This window comes from Bacillus sp. FSL L8-0152, assembly GCF_038006365.1.
Taxonomy (GTDB): domain Bacteria; phylum Bacillota; class Bacilli; order Bacillales; family Bacillaceae_G; genus Bacillus_A; species Bacillus_A cereus.
Window position 1 is genome coordinate 1,691,034 of sequence record NZ_JBBOVB010000001.1, and the last position, 17,385, is coordinate 1,708,418.

Below are 17,385 nucleotides of genomic sequence, written 5' to 3' on the forward strand. Positions count from 1 at the left end.
TAAATGGAGATTAAACGTACGACAATTGAAGATAAGGCGTTACAACCATTAAAACAGCCTGCAGCTATTTCGGAGCATGAAATCCAGAAAGAACGAAAGCGTAGCAATTTAGTGTTTACTGGACAGTCTAAAATTATTTCGAAAAATAATGAAATAGGTATTTTACTTGCAAGTTTAAGTGATGGAAAGATTATGAAGGAAATGCTTTCTAAAGAGATGGATACAGTGTTACAACTTTTTAAAAAGTTACATACGTTATCCGGAGAAGGTAAGCAAACAGAAAAAATATTTGAACAAGTAATTAGAAGCCTACAAGGGCTTGTTAAGCAGGCGCATATAAAAGAACTTCCTTTGTTAGATGGAACATATGATTTCGCTGAAGTACAACTATCATTTGGTAGAAAAGTACATATTCCGTTATTAGATGTGAGTGCACTTATCTCTAGAGTGGAAAGTGATTCTTCAGAAGGAAATATAAATTTGATGGTAACGGTTATTACTGCTTATATAACGAAATTGTCTAACGAAACAATTTTAATTAGCGTTACAGACCGCATTGCTAAAGATCGGGATGTAAGTGTATGGAGAGCGCTTGCGGAAATGAACATGACACAATTGTCACAGGCGTTGAAACATACGGTGCAAGAACATAAATGGTCTATGACGTTTCTTTTTCTCTTTATATGGATTGTCGGTATTATTTTAATTCGAGTTATGTAAAAAGGTCGTCACTCCATTGTGACGACCTTTTTTATATTTTTTCGTAGAAGAATGTATCAAATCGCTGAAGATTGTAACGTTCGGGTGTTAAAATTTGTTCCGTACTACCAACAAATAGTACACCGCCTTTTCGTAAAGAACGACTAAATTTTTCATAAAGTTTTACTCTTGCTTCTTCTGTAAAATAAATCATTACGTTACGACAAATAATCAAATCATAATTTGTATCGAACGACTGCATTAAAAGGTCGTGCTGTTTGAACGTAACGTTTTGTTTAATGTTTTGATGCAATGAATATATATCATTCTCTTTTGTGAAATGACGTTCTTTCAAATCATTAGGTAATTCCTTCAGAGAACGTTCTGTATATTGACCGCGTTTTGCGGTTTCTAAAATATGAAAATCAAGATCTGTTGCTTGAATTTCAAAACGAAATGGAGCTAGATGCTTTGATAAAATTAAAGAGAGTGTATAGGGTTCTTCACCAGCAGCGCAAGCGGCACTCCATACCTTTAATTTTCCGCTATTTTGTTCGAGTAATTTTGGTAGTGCTTTCGACTCTAAAGTTTGCCAGCGTTCTTTATTTCTAAAAAACTCTGAAACGTTAATTGTAATATAGTCAATAAAATTTAAAAATAAATTTTGATCAGCGCGTAATTTGTTTAAAAAATTAGTGTAGTTTTCGAAGCCTTTTCTCGAAATGAAAGCATCGATTCTACGGCGCATTCTATCTTGTTTATAAGAAGCGATATCCATATTGAATTGTTGTTTAAAACTCGCGATAAAATGATCATAATCTTGTTCAATTATCATATTTACAATGGGCACAATAATGATATTGTGCCTCCCCCTTTACATCATACGAATTTTTTGTTCAAAGCTTTTTTTCATTTGCTTTTCATGTAATCCTGGTAAATCATAAATGACAGCATCAATACCTGCTTCTTTTGCAACATCGACAGGGATGACAGATGTATGTTTGTCCCCATTATAAAAACAGAGAACTAAATCAGTGTCTTCAATAATTTGTTTAACAAAAAACATATAATCTGATCGGTAAATGGAGTCAGAAGGATGATCGAAAGCAACATATTCGGCTCCGTGTTTTTTTAAGTAATCAACGACTTCTTGAAATTCATCTGTTATTGCTTGCAATGGTTGCAGCGTGTAAAGGCATAAATTTTGAGCGAGTCTTTCATTCTCAACGAAAAAACGAAGAACCTCATTTTCAATAGATTTATAACATAATATGTAAATTTTATGTTTGTGAGCATAGTCAGTTAAAAATTTTTTAATTTCTTCTTGATCTAATGCTGTTAATTGATTTGAACCACAAAGGAAAATATTCATAGAATTGTGCCACCTCATGCTAAATTGTAACATATCTTTTATAAAAAATAACTGCAAAATATTACTGTTCAGAGTATAATTATAAATAACTGGATTTTACGATTAAGTTTAGGAAGAAATAAAAAAATAAATAGGTGATATATATGCTACGTTCTATCTCGCATAATCCAATTTTATCGCATATACCGCCTGCTACTCAAATGCCGAAAGAAGCAAATGTCAGGACAGGACTTGCATTTTCGGATAATTTGCATGCAGATCCGAAAAAAGATAAATTACTAGAACAAATGGAAGCGTTTGTCGATAATATTGGAGAAATTAAAGAGAAAATTGAAATGGAATTAACGCTTGATAATGTAATGGAATACAAAAATACAGTAAAATCATTTTTGAATTTTTACGTTGATAATGTATTGCAGTATAAAGATGTCATGTCTCGTCACCCACGTTACGGATATTCACAGAAAATGACGATTGTGAAACAGGCAGAAATGGGATTGAATGAATTAGAAGATGTTATGAATTTAATTAATACGAAAACAGGACATTTAGAAATGTTAAATCAAATTGGAGAAATCCATGGTTTAATTGTGAATTTAGTCTTGTAAAAGAAAGGAAGCTATATGTACATACAATTATATGAAAAACTCGTTATTATTCAAAAAGCGTATGAAAATATTCAAGCGCTTGGAGAGCAAATATATGAGAATTTAAAAAATAAAAATGTAAATGCAGTTCAAAAGTTACAAGTAGAGCAATTGCAGTACATTGATGGTTTAAAAGGGTTATCAAGCTCATTTGAAGAAATGGTTGTTCATTTCTGTAAAGAACAAGGAGTTGAATTGTTTCGTGTAAGTGCGTTATTTTCGTATTTTTCTCAAGAAGAAATTGAAAAAATGGAAGAATTACAAAAAAACGTAACTGAATTAGAAGAGAATGTAAAAATGATTCTTTTGAAAAATCAATATTACTTAAACGTACTATTAAAAACTACAGAAAGTATTGTGGATTCTGTTTCTGAATATAACTTAGAGCGAAACAATAATTCGCAAATCTTTATGAACGAACTATTGTAAAGGAGAAGTGAAGCTTTATGAGATTATCTGATTATAATACACCGCTATCAGGCATGTTAGCGGCTCAAATGGGGTTACAAACAACGAAACAAAACTTGTCTAACATTCATACACCGGGTTATGTGCGTCAAATGGTGAATTACGGATCTGTTGGAGCAAGCAATGGTCATACGCCAGAACAGAGAATTGGTTACGGTGTACAAACGCTAGGTGTTGACCGTATTACTGATGAGGTAAAGACGAAGCAGTTTAATGATCAATTATCTCAGCTCTCTTACTATAACTACATGAATTCGACTTTATCACGTGTAGAGTCTATGGTTGGAACGACAGGAAAGAATTCATTATCTAGTTTAATGGACGGTTTCTTTAATGCCTTTCGTGAAGTGGCAAAAAATCCAGAACAACCAAACTACTACGATACATTAATTTCTGAAACTGGGAAGTTCACAAGTCAAGTGAATCGTCTTGCGAAAAACTTAGATACAGTGGAAGCACAGACGGCAGAAGATATTGAAGCGCATGTTAATGAATTTAATCGTCTTGCTGCTAGTTTAGCAGAAGCGAATCATAAAATTGGACAAGCAGGTACACAAGTGCCGAATCAACTTTTAGACGAACGAGATCGCATCGTTACAGAGATGTCTAAGTATGCAAACATCGAAGTATCTTATGAATCTATGAATCCTAATATCGCGAGTGTTAGAATGAATGGTATTTTAACAGTAAATGGACAAGATACATATCCACTTCAATTAAATAAAGAAAAAGACCCAATGTCAGTTGAGATTTACGGTTCAGAAATCAATGTAACTAGCGGAGCGATAAAATCAGCGATTGACACGAAAGCGAAGATTGTTGATTATAAAAAAAATCTTGAAGACTTAATGAGTTCAGTGAAAAATCAAGTGAATACAGTGATGGGAAAAGATTTCTTCGTTGGAGATCATGCGAAAGATATGAAGTTAAATCCAGAATTTCAAAAAGATATTTCGAAAATGAAAATATCTGCTGAAACAGCAAATAAACTAGCAGCAATTACAGATGGAGACTATAAAGAAGGTCTTTCTTATAAAGCAGCATTAGACCAATTTATAGTTCGTGTAGCTTCTGATAAAAGTGCAGTGAATGCTTATCAAAAAATTCATGGGGACTTATTAGAAGGCATTCAGCAAGAAAAGATGAGCGTTGAAGGGGTAAATATGGAAGAGGAAATGGTAAATTTAATGGCTTTCCAAAAATATTTCGTGGCGAACTCTAAAGCTATTACTACGATGAATGAAGTGTTTGATAGTCTATTTTCGATTATTCGATAGGTGATAGTAATTGATTGAAAATATATAAGGAGGAGATAGAAATGAGAGTATCTACATTTCAAAATGCAAACTGGGCAAAGAATCAGTTAATGGATTTGAACGTGCAACAGCAATATCATCGAAATCAAGTAACTTCAGGGAAGAAAAACCTTCTTATGAGTGAAGACCCACTTGCGGCAAGTAAGTCATTTGCGATTCAACATTCATTGGCGAATATGGAGCAAATGCAAAAAGATATAGCGGATTCGAAAAATGTACTAACACAAACTGAAAATACTTTACAAGGTATTTTGAAATCTCTAACGAGGACAGATCAATTAATGGTGCAGGCATTAAGTGAGCAAAATGGTGAAAAAGAATTGAAGGCCATTGGTGCAGAGATTGATCAAATTTTAAAACAAGTTGTATATTTAGCGAATACGAAAGAGCAAGGTCGTTATATTTTCGGTGGTGATAGTGCAGAAAAACTGCCATTTACAGAAAATGGTACGTATCAAGGTGGACAAAATGATGTGAACTGGCAACTAAATGACGGTTATGAAATAAAAGCATTTCGAAACGGAGAGGCATTATTATCCCCGGTTATAAAGACGTTAAAACAGATGAGTGAAGCGATGCAAAAAGGTGATCAAAAAGCGTTACAACCGTTATTAGGAGAAAACAAGAAAAACTTAGATGGCATCATTAACCGTACAACTGAAGTTGGTTCAACAATGAACACAATGGAGACGTTTAAAACAATTTTAAGCGAACAAAATTTAGCGCTTCAAGAAAACCGTAAAGAAATTGAAGATGTCGACTTAGCGGTAGCAATTTCCGACTTAGCATATATTAATGCAACATATGAAGCAACGTTAAAAGCTGTTAGTACGATGAGTAAAACGAGTATTTTAGATTATATGTAAAAAAGGAGTGGTAGTTAATGGCAGTTACATCAACAGGTATTGGTAATAGACAACAAATTTGGAATCTAGGTAATAATATAATAGATACTTCAAAGCTAGTAGAATTAGAATTACAAGCGTTGGATATGAAGAAAACTCCTTATAATAATGAAAAGGAACAACTTACACAAGAAAAATTATTATATGCAAGTTTGAAAAAGGAATTTAGTTCTCTAACACAAACAATGAAAGATTTATCTAGTTTTAAAGGGAATGAAAAAAAAGTAACACTCTCTCAAGAAGGATATATTAGTGTGACAGCAGATGCTTCAGCAATTGCAGGAACCTTTAATATTGAAGTCAAAGAATTGGCTCAACGCCATCAAATTTCAAGTGAAAAGATAGCGGATTTAGATGCTAAAATTGATATGGAAGAAACAATAAAGATTAACAATCAGGATATTGTAATTACAAAGGATACTACATACCGTCAATTAATAAATAAAATTAATAGTGGAAATTATGGAGTTTCGGCATATTCTCTTGGAAATAAGATATTCTTTTCTTCTTCAAAAATGGGCGAAAAGGGAGCTATTAAGTTAGAAGATAGCGGTCAATTTTTAGAAAAGATGGGATTTGTAAAAACAGATGGTACACTTAATGAAATAGAAAAGGCTAAAAATTCAACATATGTAATTAATGGGGTTGAAGAGCATGGAGAGTCAAATACAATAGAAACTCTTCCAGGTGTTAAAATTCAACTAGATAAATCTGAGGTAGGAAAGAGCGTTAAATTTACAGTAGAAGATTCAAATGTAAAAGAAGCGAATGAACTTATAAAAAAAATGGTAAGCAATTATAATCAAGCGGTATCTACAGTAGAATTATTTGGTGGGAAAAATGGAGCGCTTCAAGGCCAAAATATTATGGGTGATATTAGAAGGATTATGAATAATATTGTAACATACTCACAAGATGGAAATTATTTGTTTTCGTATGGTATTCAGGTGACAAAAGAGGGTACATTACAAGTTGATGAAGCAAAATTAACAAACGCTTTGAAAGAAAACCCGGATGTGGCAAAACAATTCTTTTTTAGTGCAGATGGTCTTGGAAAACAAATAGATACACAATTTAATAAGATATTCGGTGACGTGGGAATCATAGGAGAAAGAATAAAAATTATAGATGACCGTGTGGGGAAACTAGATCGTAAAATCAATGATATTGACATTCAAAATAAGCAAAAACAAGATGATATTGTAAAGAAATATCAAAAATTAGAAAGTACATTAGCGGCGCTTGATAGTCAGCTAAAAACAATTAAAGCAATGACAAAACAAAAAAGTGATGATTAATGAAATCTAAGGAAGTGATCGTATGCAAGCATGGCAACGTTATATGCAAAATGATATTATGACGAGTAATCCGATTAAAAATACAATTTTTATTTATGAAAGATGTATTGTAGAGTTTCGTAATTTAGAAGAGCTGTTACATACTTTTAACTTACAAGAAGGAGATGCGCTTCTTGAAAAGTTAGAACGTATTTTTGAAGAATTAAAACTTCAATTAAACCCTGAAATTACAAAAGATTTATATGATAGTTTATATGGCTTATACGATTGGATTAGCATTCAAATTCAAACGATGAAAGTGACTCGTGAGGCAAAAGACATGGATGCAATTGTGAAAGTATTACAAGATTTAATAGATGGTTACCGCGGAGCACTTGAAAATGAACAATGATATTTATCGGACGTTTGTCGGCTGTTTTAATGAAATCGGTGAATTGCAAGTGTCAGATGGAGAGTTTGCTGAGAAGAGTGAAATGTTAAATCGCTGGATGATGACATTGGATGAAGAAACACGTGCACAAGTTGCAGCAGAAGTAAGCCCATTCATTATTAAGGCAGCTCAGCATATTCGAGATAAGCAAAAGATTTTGGAAGAAATGATAATGGAAAATGATGGGCGGATGAAAGCTAATTCATTTTACGGTAAATATTAATGATAGAGTTTGGAAACGGATTCCCCTTTTAAAAGGGGATCCATTCCTTTGTTTAAATAAAGAATTCCGCTGATTGAGGTTTCACTTTATGACTGTAATAAAAAAGTAGTAATCTAAATAATATAAAAATGAACTTAGTTTGTAGTTCATATGTTGAAATGTTTCATGAATTACTGCGTGTATACAGTTTTTTCGTATTCTTTTTTATATTTTTCTAAAGACAACAATGGAAAAATGGAATAAAATATGTAAGGGTACATAATAGTTAATATTTTAATAAATACATATAAGAAAATAAATAATGAAGTGAAACTTCCATCAGTGGATCATTAAGTTAGAAAAGGAAGGGTGTGGAATATGCCAGATTTAGTGAGTGATGTAAGCCATTATATGAATTATTTAGTAACGAAACGAAATACGGTTTCTAGTAATATTGCAAATGCGAATACACCTGGCTATAAAGCACAAGATGTAACATTTGCTGAGCAGACGAATAAAAGTAGTGCATTATATAAAAACAATGCGGCTGATTTAAAGAGCAATCCAGATTTATATCAAACGAATGAAATGCACTTGCCGACAGTAAATATGAAAAATACATATGCAAAGATTCAAACAAAATCAATGCAAACGAATAAAGACGGAAATAGTGTGGATGTAACGACAGAAATGCTAGATTTAATGAAAGCAAATCAGTTATACGGTATTTCAATTAACGCGATTAATACACAATATGCAATTAACCAAGCGGCACGCGGACGTTAAGTAGAAGGAGAGACAACGGATGTTTCAGGCAATTAATGCAAGTGGCTCAGGGCTAACGACAGCGAGAAAGTGGATGGAAGTTACTTCTAACAATATTGTAAATGCGAATACGACGGCGGCTCCGGGGGCAGATTTATATGAGCGTCGTAGTGTGGTGCTAGAATCAAACAATAGTTTTGCAAGTATGCTAGATGGGGCTCCTACTAACGGAGTAAAGATAAAAAGTATTGAAGCAGACAAAACGGAAAATTTAGTGTATGATCCGACGCATCCGCACGCAAATGAAGAAGGATATGTACGTTATCCAAATATTGATGTAACTGCTGAAATGACGAATGTTATGGTTGCTCAAAAAATGTATGAAGCAAATACGAGTGTATTAAATGCAAATAAAAAAATGCTTGATAAAGAGTTAGAAATCGGCCGAGGATAAGGGGGAAGATGGTAATATGAAAATCCAACCAATGTTACATACACAACCATTTGGAGCAATTCAGTCAATTGGTGCACCGAAAACTTCTGAAACATCTGTAGCTCCGGGGAAAAAGTTTATTGATTTATTGGAAGATATGAATCAAACGCAAAACAATGCACAAACAGCAGTATATGATTTACTAACTAAAGGGGTAGGAGAAACACATGACGTTTTAATTCAGCAAAAGAAAGCTGAGTCTCAAATGAAAACGGCTGCTCTCGTACGTGATAATCTTATTGAAAATTATAAGTCACTAATTAATATGCAAATTTAGGAAAGTGGACGGGTGTGTTTAAATGGAAAAGATGAAAAATGTTATCCAATCGTTAAAAACGTGGCATAAGTTAGTAATTGGTGCTGCGCTTTTAGCGATTGTAACAGGAGCACTTTTATACTTCACCTTGCCAGATAAATATGTTGTTGTATATCAAAATTTAAATGATACAGATAAACAAGAGATTACAGCAGAATTATCGAAGTTAGGTGTCGATTATCAATTAGCGGCCGATGGTTCGATTCGTGTGCAAAAGAATGATGCTCCATGGGTTCGAAAAGAAATGAATGGGATGGGCTTACCGTTTAATTCTAAAAGCGGTGAGGAAATTTTATTAGAAAGCTCGCTCGGTTCAAGTGAGCAAGATAAAAAAATGAAGCAAATTGTCGGTACGAAGAAGCAATTGGAGCAAGATATTGTAAGGAACTTTGCGACAGTTGAAACGGCAAATGTTCAAATTACATTGCCTGAAAAAGAGACAATTTTTGATGAAGAAAAAGCAAAAGGAACAGCGGCGATTACGGTTGGAGTGAAGCGTGGCCAATTGTTAACAGCTGATCAAGTTGCAGGTATACAGCAAATGATAAGTGCAGCAGTTCCTGGTGTAAAGGCAGAAGAAGTAAGCGTTATTGATAGTAAAAAAGGTGTTATCTCAAAAGGGACAGATGAAGCACATTCTAGTAGTTCTTCTTCTTATGAGAAAGAAGTAGAGATGCAGCATCAACTTGAAGGTAAATTAAAGCAAGATATTGATGCAACGTTAATGACGATGTTTAAACCGAATGAATATAAAGTGAATACGAAAGTATCTGTAAACTACGATGAAGTTACACGTCAGTCAGAAAAGTATGGTGATAAAGGTGTACTTCGTAGTAAACAAGAGCAAGAGGAAAGTTCTACTGCGCAAGAAGGGACAGATACGAAGCAAGGTGCTGGTATTACAGCGAACGGTGAAGTGCCAAACTACGGTACGAACAATAATCAAAATGGTAAAGTTGTCTATGATAATAAAAATGGTAATAAAATCGAAAACTATGAAATAGATAAAACAGTTGAAACAATTAAGAAACACCCAGAATTAACGAAAACAAATGTTGTTGTATGGGTAGATAATGATACGCTAGTAAAACGTAGAATGGATATGACAACTTTTAAAGAAGCAATCGGAACAGCGGCAGGACTTCAAGCTGATCCGAACGGTAACTTTATAAATGGTCAAGTTAACGTTGTAACTGTTCAGTTCGATCAGCCGAAAGCCGAAAAAGAGAAAGAGCCAGAAAAAAGTGGTATGAACTGGTGGTTATTCGGTGGAATTACAGCTGGCTTATTAGCAATCGGTGGTCTAGTATGGTTCTTATTAGCAAGACGTAAGAGAAAGAAAGAAGAAGAGGAATATGAAGAATACTTAGCAGAAGAGGAAGTGGCTGCAAGTAATGAAAGTATCTTGGAAATTCCTGAAGAAAAAATAGTGCCAGAGCCAAAACCTGAACCAGAAGAACCGAAAGAACCAACGTTAGATGAACAAGTGCAGGATGCTACGAAAGAACATGTAGAAGGAACTGCAAAAGTAATTAAAAAATGGTTAAACGGACAGTAAGGGAGGAACAACGATGTTAGATGAAATCTCCTCCAAAGAAAAAGCTGCCATCCTTATTCGTACATTAGAAGAAGGGGTGGCAGCAAAAGTCATTGAATATATGACAGCTGAGGAAAAAGAAGTATTACTTCGTGAAATCGCAAAGTTTCGTGTATACAAACCAGAAACGTTAGAAAATGTACTAGGAGAGTTCTTATATGAACTAAATGTAAAAGAATTGAACTTAGTCACTCCAGATAAAGAATACATTCGTCGCATATTTAAAAACATGCCAGAAGACGAACTGGAAAAATTATTGGAAGATCTTTGGTATAACAAAGATAATCCATTTGAATTCTTAAATTCACTTACAGATTTAGAACCACTTCTTACAGTGCTTAATGATGAGTCACCACAAACAATTGCAATTATCGCTTCTTATATTAAACCGCAACTTGCGTCTCAATTAATTGAGAGATTGCCAGATCATAAACGAGTAGAGACGGTAATGGGTATTGCGAAGTTAGAACAAGTTGATGGCGAATTAATTAATCAAATTGGTGAGTTGTTAAAATCGAAATTAAATAATATGGCATTCAGTGCAATTAATAAAACTGATGGCTTGAAAACAATCGTAAACATTTTAAATAATGTTTCACGTGGTGTTGAAAAAACAGTCTTTCAAAAGCTGGATGAAGTCGATTATGAGTTATCTGAGAAAATTAAAGAAAATATGTTTGTCTTTGAAGACTTACTTGGTCTTGAAGATCTTGCGCTTCGCCGTGTATTAGAAGAAATTACAGATAACGGTGTTCTTGCGAAAGCACTTAAAATTGCAAAAGAAGAAATTAAAGAGAAACTATTTACATGTATGTCTTCAAACCGTAAAGAGATGATTCTAGAAGAATTAGATGGCTTAGGACCGCTTAAGATGACGGATGCTGAAAAAGCACAGCAAACGATCACTGGTACAGTGAAAAAGCTAGAGAAAGAAGGAAGAATTATCGTTCAAAGAGGTGAAGAGGATGTCCTTATTTAAAAACAGAATTCCGAAGAATTCTGTTTCTTTTTCTGAAGAAACGTATGAATTACAATTTCCAAAACCAGCTTCAGTTCAAATAGAAGAGGAAGAATTACAAGCTGATCATGCAGAACTTCGCGCCCAGCAAGAATCATTACATATGGAAATGAATCAGCTAAGGCAAGAGAAGCAAATGCTAGAACGAGAGCAGCAGCAGTTATTACAAGATAAAGAACAATTTCAAATGCATATTCATGAACAAATGGAACAGATGGAAGCAGCGCGTGTGCAGTTTCAAAAAGAACAACAAGAAACAGCATATGAATGGACAGAGTTATTATGGGATCAATCTTTTCATCTAGCAGAAAAAATCGTGAATCAAGCGGTAGATTCACGATCGCTTGATGTGTTACCTATTTTAACTGGAATCGTGCAAACATTGCCAACTTCGTTTGAAAAATTAATCATTACAGTACATCCAGAAACGTTTGAACGTATTCAAGAAGAGAAGGAGAATACGAAAGAATATTGGTTACTACAATTAGTAGAATGGAAATATGATTTCTCCCTGCAGTTTGGTGAATTTGTTCTGGAAGAAGAGAAAGAGTTCTTTGAATTTAAATTTGCACCTATATTTGCGAAACTTCGTCAGAAATGGGAAGAAGAGAAGTTATTTGAGGAGCAAAATGTATGAGCCGCCTGTTAATGAATGAGAACGAAAAATGGAATAAGTTCATTGAAACACCACTGTATACGAAAGTAGGCAAAGTTCATAGTGTACAAGAACAGTTTTTCGTAGCAAAAGGGCCGAAAGCGAAGATCGGAGATGTTTGTTTCGTTGGAGAACATAATGTCTTATGTGAAGTGATTGCCATTGAAAAAGAAAATAATATGCTACTTCCATTTGAACAGACAGAAAAAGTATGTTATGGAGATTCAGTGACTTTAATTTCAGAAGATGTTGTTGTACCACGTGGTAATCACTTACTCGGAAAAGTGTTAAGTGCAAATGGTGAAGTGTTAAATGAGGAAGTTGAAAACATTCCATTACAGAAAATAAAACTAGATGCACCGCCTATACATGCATTTGAACGTGAAGAGATTACCGATGTATTTGAAACAGGAATAAAATCAATTGATTCTATGCTAACAATTGGTATCGGTCAAAAGATTGGTATTTTTGCTGGGTCAGGTGTTGGTAAATCTACTTTACTTGGAATGATAGCAAAAAATGCAAAAGCTGATATAAACGTTATTAGTTTAGTAGGAGAACGTGGCCGGGAAGTAAAAGACTTTATTCGAAAAGAGTTAGGCGAGGAAGGGATGCAAAAAAGCGTCGTTGTTGTAGCGACGTCAGATGAAAGTCATCTTATGCAACTTCGTGCAGCGAAACTCGCAACGTCTATTGCTGAATACTTCCGTGATCAAGGCAATAATGTATTACTTATGATGGACTCTGTTACTCGTTTTGCCGATGCACGAAGAAGTGTTGATATTGCTGTTAAAGAGTTACCGATTGGTGGTAAAACACTGTTAATGGAAAGTTATATGAAGAAGTTGTTAGAGCGGTCTGGGAAAACACAAAAGGGATCTATAACAGGTATTTATACGGTGCTTGTTGATGGGGATGATTTAAATGGTCCTGTACCAGATTTAGCACGTGGTATTTTAGATGGACATATTGTATTAAAGCGTGAGCTTGCAACGCTTAGTCATTATCCTGCAATTTCAGTATTAGATTCAGTAAGTAGGATTATGGAAGAAATCGTGTCGCCACATCATTGGCAACTTGCAAATGAAATGAGGAAAATTTTATCAATTTATAAAGAAAATGAATTGTATTTTAAGTTAGGAACGATTCAAGAAAATGAAGAAAATGCTTATATTTTTGAATGTAAAAATAAAGTAGAAGGTATAAATACATTTTTAAAGCAAGGTCGATCGGATAGTTTCCAATTTGATGATATCGTTGAAGCGATACACCATATAGTATAAGGCCTCTGCCCAAGAGGTCTTATTTTTTTGTTTTTTAATATTTCACAGATTTTTTTGGAAAAAAACTATATAATAGAAAAAGAGAACGTTATAATAGGAAGGGGCTATGAAAACAGGTGGATAAACAGCAGTACGACACAATAAAATTGCAAATAAATCAAGAAAAAGAACATATTTTAAAAGAAGTGTATGAATTAACAGCTGAAAAAAGAAAAATAGAACAAAAAAAAGAATATGATTTATATGTTGTGAAATCGCGTAGTAAAGTCGTACAAACTGGGCAACGTATTATGGCTGGCATGCTTTCTTCACATACGTTTTCACCTGAAAGAATAGAAGAATGGAATCGAAAAATTAAAAAAACGGAAGGTTTTATTCAAAAAAATGAAAGCCTTTTAGAGCAAGTAAAAGAAAAAGAACGTGTCATTGATGAGATGTATCAAGAAAATTGCAAAAAGCTTGCGAAAGCACAAGAAAAGCTGGAAGAAAAAATGCTTCTGGATTTGAAAATGTGTATGAATGGATGAGGTGAATGTAGTGATACAGTCTGTATTACCGGTGCAACAAAGTTTACCTCCGCAAAAAGAAAAAGGGCTAGAAGTACAATCAAAAAATGAAGATTCTTCATTCGATCGTACGATGAGAATGGAAAATAAAAAACAGCCGCAAACGGAGAAAACGAAACGAGAAGAAGCACCAACAGAAGAGAAAAAAGATTATATTCTTTCTAAAAAATCGGTAACGAAAGAAGAGCCTATTGTAAAGAAAGAAGAAAAAAAAGAGACAGAACAGTTGTTATTAGCTGTATCTGAGCAAATGGTTGCAATTGAGCAATTACATGTGCAGCCGGAATTGTTATATCAATACATACAAAAAATACAAGAGCTATATAAAGAATATGGCAATATTAAACTTAATGAATTACCTGCAGCTGAATTACAACAATTACAAGAACTTCTTTCAAATATGAATATCAAAAATGCTATATGTTTAGAAGATACAATGCAAATGGTATTAGACAAAATGAAGATGCCAGAGCAAACGATGCAAGCATTGAAAGTTGTAGAAACAGAAACTTGTAATATTGCAAAGAAACAAGAAGAGTTTAAAGACGTAGATCTTCCGAAACTTGAGAGCGATGATGCAAAGGTAGAGTTGCCAGAGGTTGATGCATTAAATGATTCGAGCTCTGCAGGTGCAGAGTTATTAAATAAAACGACGAGTACCGAACAAATAGGGAAATCAAATAGTGGTGCTGAGAAAGTTTCATTACCTGACTTAGGAAAGAAAATGGAAGCGCAAGTAGAAGCGCTCCAAAAATTTGTAGTGAAACAAGAACGTGTTTTATTCCAGTTAAATCCAGAAAAACTTGGTACATTAACAGTGTTTATGAAAAAACACGGAGATCAAATTGACGTTCACGTAGAAATGGAAAAACACGATGCGAAAAAACGTGTTGAAATCATTTTTGATGAATTGAAATTAAAGTTAAAAGAAAAAGAAATAAACATTCAAATTAGTTATGCAGATAAAGATGAAAATCGTAAAGAACAGCGAGAACAAGAGCAAAGGCAAAAACAGAAATTAGCAAATACAAATCATGAAAAACAACAATCAACAGAATTTGCGGGATTATTGGAGGAATAAAGAGTGCCAACAGTTGGATTAAATACAACGAGTACAAATCATATTCCGTTACAAGCAGGAGCGCAAAAAAGTAATGTACCTGTTAATGGTGTACAATCGCCAGTGCAACAAAGTAATGGAGTTTCGGCAGGAGCGCAAAAGACTCCTGGGGTAATGGGGAAAGATGATTTCCTAAAATTGTTTTTATCAAGTTTTCAACATCAAGATCCATTTAATGCGATGGATATGAATCAAATGATGAATCAGACAGCACAGTTATCTCTTATGGAACAAGTACAGAATATGACGAAAGCAGTAGATAAGCTGCAATCAACGATGTATTCAACAGCACTTGATGGTGGAATGAAGTTTTTAGGTAAATATGTAAGAGGTGTTGACGGTGACGGAAACAAAGTAACCGGTCAAGTAGAAACGGTTCGCCTTGCGGAAAATAACGATGTACAGCTCGTTATTAATAATAAGGTTGTATCTCTTCGTTTCGTTGAGAGAGTGTCTGATAAACCGATTGGGGAAACGAACCCAGAAGACGCAAAGAAAGACGATCAAAAAGTAACTGAAGAAGTAAAAACTACAAATTCATAAGGAGTGTCCATACGTTATGATTAAAGCGTTATATACAAGTATTACAGGGATGAATGCAACACAAAATGCATTAAGTGTAACTTCAAATAATATTGCCAATGCACAAACAGTAGGTTATAAAAAACAAAAAGCAATGTTTGATGATTTACTATATAACAATTCGATTGGTGCAAAAGGTGACGGTAAATACGCAGGAACAAATCCGAAAAGTATTGGTAATGGTGTGAAAATGAGTGGTACAGTTACCGATTATAGTGATGGTACAATTACGTTAACAGGTGGCAAAACACAAGCCGCAATGGAAGGTAATGGTTTCTTCGTTGTAGGTGATTCAAAAGGCGGAAATATGGAATTTACTCGTAAAGGTACGTTTGGGATATCTTCAGATTACTATATTACGAATACTGAAGGTCAATATGTATTTGCATACCCTGCGAATGAGGCAACTGGTGAAGTTGATTTATCTGGAATTCCAGGACCGTTGCAAATTCCAATGGGAACAGCAATTGGTGGTATTCGAACATCGAAAGGGACAATTAAAGGTAATATTCCAACTGGTGAAAAACAAATTACACAAGATTTACCTGTATATGATAATGCGGGGAATACATGGACAATGCGTGTCGAGTTTAAACAAACGAGCGAACATAATTATACATATAAAGTACAAATGCGTAATGACTCGAAAAAAGAAACAGAGTTTAAGGATGTTCCAGGTGCAGGTGGTAATATGACATTTGATGCTGTTGGAAATCCAAATCCGAAAGAGCAAGGGGCCAATATTCCATTTGATGGCGGCTCTATAAAATTAGACTTAAGTCATTTAACAAACCATCCAACAGATAAAACATTATCAGTAACAGACGTAGATGGTAGAGCAGCAGCGACGGTTAAAGATTGTTTCATTGCTGACGGTGGATATGTGATGGTAAAATATTCTGATGGAAGTATGAAATCAGCTGGTCAATTAGCTGTTGCGATGTTCCCGAACGAAGGCGGACTAATGAAAACAGGTAATGGTAACTATACAGCGACGAATACAACAGGTATTTTAGCTCTTGGTGCATCTGGTCAAAACGGTGCGGGTAAAGTACGCGGTGGTGCACAAGAAGGTGCCAATGTAGATTTATCTGTAGAATTCGTTGACTTAATGTTATACCAACGCGGATTCCAAGGAAATGCGAAAGTGATTAAAGTTTCAGATGAAGTATTAAATGAAGTTGTAAACTTAATTCGATAATATATCGTAAAGAAAAAATGTAATGGAGTAGAAAGGGTTTTTTATTCGTATGACAAGACAAGAGCGAATTTTACAATTGCCTTTTTTCGAAAATAAACGTGAACTTGCCGAGCAAGTATTAAAAATAGAACGAGAAGAGCATGTATATTTACCAGATCAATTTGAAATTAAGCAAGTGCCTCCATATTCATTTGGCGAAAAACAAGCAATCATTGGCCGCATCCATGAGTTTTATTTCATAAGTGTTGGTAGCGATAGCGTTTGGAAGTATCAACTGTTTAAGGATGAGATGAAGTGTCGTGAGTTTTTTGTTATGTTGCCAAATATTACGGATCAGCAGATAGCGTTTTGGTTTAATAACATAGAGTTATTGAAAAGTTCTTAAAAAGATCTAAAAAGCTCTTTTTAGGATTGACGAGAGGGCCCAGCGTTGTTTTGGAGCGGTTAGTGCC

The 17,385-nt window shown here is 34.3% G+C and carries 22 protein-coding genes; 20 read left to right on the top strand and 2 right to left on the bottom strand.

Annotated features, from left to right (window positions below; genetic code table 11):
• Positions 1-3 precede the first annotated feature (3 nt).
• Complete coding sequence (locus tag MHH27_RS08645) at positions 4-720, top strand: hypothetical protein (RefSeq protein ID WP_016082186.1); 717 nt, start codon at positions 4-6, stop codon at positions 718-720.
• A 31-nt stretch (positions 721-751) separates the two neighbouring features.
• On the opposite strand, the gene cheR is transcribed toward MHH27_RS08645, so the two are convergent.
• Both cheR and MHH27_RS08655 read right to left on the bottom strand, forming a co-directional pair.
• Complete coding sequence (gene cheR / locus MHH27_RS08650) at positions 752-1,534, bottom strand: protein-glutamate O-methyltransferase CheR (RefSeq protein ID WP_000582875.1); 783 nt, start codon at positions 1,532-1,534, stop codon at positions 752-754.
• Positions 1,535-1,573: 39 nt separating this feature from the next.
• Positions 1,574-2,071, bottom strand: coding sequence for a flagellar motor switch protein FliG (locus MHH27_RS08655; protein ID WP_001020110.1), 498 nt, complete (start codon positions 2,069-2,071; stop codon positions 1,574-1,576).
• Positions 2,072-2,214: 143 nt separating this feature from the next.
• Between MHH27_RS08655 and MHH27_RS08660 the strand changes: the two genes are divergently transcribed.
• The 19 genes from MHH27_RS08660 (at position 2,215) to MHH27_RS08750 (ending at position 17,318) form a co-directional block, all read left to right on the top strand.
• Positions 2,215-2,679 carry a YaaR family protein gene (locus tag MHH27_RS08660; RefSeq protein WP_000946323.1) on the top strand — a complete coding sequence of 155 codons (465 nt, stop codon included), beginning with the start codon at positions 2,215-2,217 and terminating at the stop codon, positions 2,677-2,679.
• Between the two features lie 15 nt (positions 2,680-2,694).
• A complete protein-coding gene (locus MHH27_RS08665; RefSeq protein WP_327898140.1) occupies positions 2,695-3,147 on the top strand; it encodes a hypothetical protein in 453 nt (150 codons plus the stop codon).
• 17 nt (positions 3,148-3,164) lie between these two features.
• On the top strand, positions 3,165-4,463 hold the full coding sequence (gene flgK, locus MHH27_RS08670) for a flagellar hook-associated protein FlgK (RefSeq protein WP_001239708.1): 1,299 nt from the start codon (positions 3,165-3,167) through the stop codon (positions 4,461-4,463).
• A gap of 41 nt (positions 4,464-4,504) precedes the next feature.
• Complete coding sequence (locus MHH27_RS08675) at positions 4,505-5,368, top strand: flagellar hook-associated protein 3 (RefSeq protein WP_327898142.1); 864 nt, start codon at positions 4,505-4,507, stop codon at positions 5,366-5,368.
• A gap of 17 nt (positions 5,369-5,385) precedes the next feature.
• Positions 5,386-6,705 carry a flagellar hook-associated protein 2 gene (locus MHH27_RS08680; protein ID WP_327898144.1) on the top strand — a complete coding sequence of 440 codons (1,320 nt, stop codon included), beginning with the start codon at positions 5,386-5,388 and terminating at the stop codon, positions 6,703-6,705.
• A 22-nt stretch (positions 6,706-6,727) separates the two neighbouring features.
• Positions 6,728-7,096 carry a flagellar export chaperone FliS gene (locus MHH27_RS08685; RefSeq protein WP_001149524.1) on the top strand — a complete coding sequence of 123 codons (369 nt, stop codon included), beginning with the start codon at positions 6,728-6,730 and terminating at the stop codon, positions 7,094-7,096.
• Entirely contained in the window at positions 7,086-7,358 is a 273-nt protein-coding gene (locus tag MHH27_RS08690) for a hypothetical protein (protein WP_001058079.1), read from the top strand. Before MHH27_RS08685 ends, MHH27_RS08690 begins: the two co-directional genes overlap by 11 nt.
• Positions 7,359-7,715: 357 nt before the next feature.
• Positions 7,716-8,123 carry a flagellar basal body rod protein FlgB gene (flgB, locus tag MHH27_RS08695; RefSeq protein WP_340942249.1) on the top strand — a complete coding sequence of 136 codons (408 nt, stop codon included), beginning with the start codon at positions 7,716-7,718 and terminating at the stop codon, positions 8,121-8,123.
• 19 nt (positions 8,124-8,142) lie between these two features.
• The gene (gene flgC, locus MHH27_RS08700; RefSeq protein ID WP_340942252.1) at positions 8,143-8,556 is read left to right on the top strand and encodes a flagellar basal body rod protein FlgC; all 414 of its coding nucleotides are present in this window, start codon (positions 8,143-8,145) and stop codon (positions 8,554-8,556) included.
• A 16-nt stretch (positions 8,557-8,572) separates the two neighbouring features.
• A complete protein-coding gene (fliE, locus tag MHH27_RS08705) occupies positions 8,573-8,872 on the top strand; it encodes a flagellar hook-basal body complex protein FliE (RefSeq protein ID WP_000701668.1) in 300 nt (99 codons plus the stop codon).
• A gap of 22 nt (positions 8,873-8,894) precedes the next feature.
• Positions 8,895-10,469 (top strand): flagellar M-ring protein FliF C-terminal domain-containing protein, encoded by a 1,575-nt coding sequence (locus MHH27_RS08710; RefSeq protein WP_090976001.1) that lies wholly within the window; start codon positions 8,895-8,897, stop codon positions 10,467-10,469.
• Positions 10,470-10,482: 13 nt separating this feature from the next.
• Entirely contained in the window at positions 10,483-11,487 is a 1,005-nt protein-coding gene (gene fliG / locus MHH27_RS08715; protein WP_000883364.1) for a flagellar motor switch protein FliG, read from the top strand.
• On the top strand, positions 11,474-12,163 hold the full coding sequence (locus MHH27_RS08720) for a FliH/SctL family protein (RefSeq protein WP_000051688.1): 690 nt from the start codon (positions 11,474-11,476) through the stop codon (positions 12,161-12,163). The genes fliG and MHH27_RS08720 overlap by 14 nt, the downstream gene beginning before the upstream one ends.
• On the top strand, positions 12,160-13,464 hold the full coding sequence (locus MHH27_RS08725) for a flagellar protein export ATPase FliI (protein WP_097997233.1): 1,305 nt from the start codon (positions 12,160-12,162) through the stop codon (positions 13,462-13,464). Before MHH27_RS08720 ends, MHH27_RS08725 begins: the two co-directional genes overlap by 4 nt.
• A 116-nt stretch (positions 13,465-13,580) precedes the next feature.
• Positions 13,581-13,991 carry a hypothetical protein gene (locus tag MHH27_RS08730; protein ID WP_000360860.1) on the top strand — a complete coding sequence of 137 codons (411 nt, stop codon included), beginning with the start codon at positions 13,581-13,583 and terminating at the stop codon, positions 13,989-13,991.
• Between the two features lie 10 nt (positions 13,992-14,001).
• Positions 14,002-15,111: a flagellar hook-length control protein FliK gene (locus MHH27_RS08735; protein WP_137073348.1), complete on the top strand. Its 1,110-nt coding sequence runs from the start codon at positions 14,002-14,004 to the stop codon at positions 15,109-15,111.
• 3 nt (positions 15,112-15,114) lie between these two features.
• Positions 15,115-15,693: a flagellar hook assembly protein FlgD gene (locus MHH27_RS08740; protein WP_001143462.1), complete on the top strand. Its 579-nt coding sequence runs from the start codon at positions 15,115-15,117 to the stop codon at positions 15,691-15,693.
• A 16-nt stretch (positions 15,694-15,709) separates the two neighbouring features.
• On the top strand, positions 15,710-16,933 hold the full coding sequence (locus MHH27_RS08745) for a flagellar hook protein FlgE (RefSeq protein WP_000588320.1): 1,224 nt from the start codon (positions 15,710-15,712) through the stop codon (positions 16,931-16,933).
• 49 nt (positions 16,934-16,982) lie between these two features.
• Complete coding sequence (locus tag MHH27_RS08750) at positions 16,983-17,318, top strand: DUF3964 family protein (RefSeq protein ID WP_000198167.1); 336 nt, start codon at positions 16,983-16,985, stop codon at positions 17,316-17,318.
• Positions 17,319-17,385 lie beyond the last annotated feature (67 nt).

Coding starts and splice junctions, on each gene's coding strand:
- MHH27_RS08645 (WP_016082186.1), top strand. CDS start 4: ATGGAGATTAAACGTACGACAATTGAAGATAAGGCGTTACAACCATTA.
- cheR (WP_000582875.1), bottom strand. CDS start 1,534: ATGATAATTGAACAAGATTATGATCATTTTATCGCGAGTTTTAAACAA.
- MHH27_RS08655 (WP_001020110.1), bottom strand. CDS start 2,071: ATGAATATTTTCCTTTGTGGTTCAAATCAATTAACAGCATTAGATCAA.
- MHH27_RS08660 (WP_000946323.1), top strand. CDS start 2,215: ATGCTACGTTCTATCTCGCATAATCCAATTTTATCGCATATACCGCCT.
- MHH27_RS08665 (WP_327898140.1), top strand. CDS start 2,695: ATGTACATACAATTATATGAAAAACTCGTTATTATTCAAAAAGCGTAT.
- flgK (WP_001239708.1), top strand. CDS start 3,165: ATGAGATTATCTGATTATAATACACCGCTATCAGGCATGTTAGCGGCT.
- MHH27_RS08675 (WP_327898142.1), top strand. CDS start 4,505: ATGAGAGTATCTACATTTCAAAATGCAAACTGGGCAAAGAATCAGTTA.
- MHH27_RS08680 (WP_327898144.1), top strand. CDS start 5,386: ATGGCAGTTACATCAACAGGTATTGGTAATAGACAACAAATTTGGAAT.
- MHH27_RS08685 (WP_001149524.1), top strand. CDS start 6,728: ATGCAAGCATGGCAACGTTATATGCAAAATGATATTATGACGAGTAAT.
- MHH27_RS08690 (WP_001058079.1), top strand. CDS start 7,086: ATGAACAATGATATTTATCGGACGTTTGTCGGCTGTTTTAATGAAATC.
- flgB (WP_340942249.1), top strand. CDS start 7,716: ATGCCAGATTTAGTGAGTGATGTAAGCCATTATATGAATTATTTAGTA.
- flgC (WP_340942252.1), top strand. CDS start 8,143: ATGTTTCAGGCAATTAATGCAAGTGGCTCAGGGCTAACGACAGCGAGA.
- fliE (WP_000701668.1), top strand. CDS start 8,573: ATGAAAATCCAACCAATGTTACATACACAACCATTTGGAGCAATTCAG.
- MHH27_RS08710 (WP_090976001.1), top strand. CDS start 8,895: ATGGAAAAGATGAAAAATGTTATCCAATCGTTAAAAACGTGGCATAAG.
- fliG (WP_000883364.1), top strand. CDS start 10,483: ATGTTAGATGAAATCTCCTCCAAAGAAAAAGCTGCCATCCTTATTCGT.
- MHH27_RS08720 (WP_000051688.1), top strand. CDS start 11,474: ATGTCCTTATTTAAAAACAGAATTCCGAAGAATTCTGTTTCTTTTTCT.
- MHH27_RS08725 (WP_097997233.1), top strand. CDS start 12,160: ATGAGCCGCCTGTTAATGAATGAGAACGAAAAATGGAATAAGTTCATT.
- MHH27_RS08745 (WP_000588320.1), top strand. CDS start 15,710: ATGATTAAAGCGTTATATACAAGTATTACAGGGATGAATGCAACACAA.
- MHH27_RS08750 (WP_000198167.1), top strand. CDS start 16,983: ATGACAAGACAAGAGCGAATTTTACAATTGCCTTTTTTCGAAAATAAA.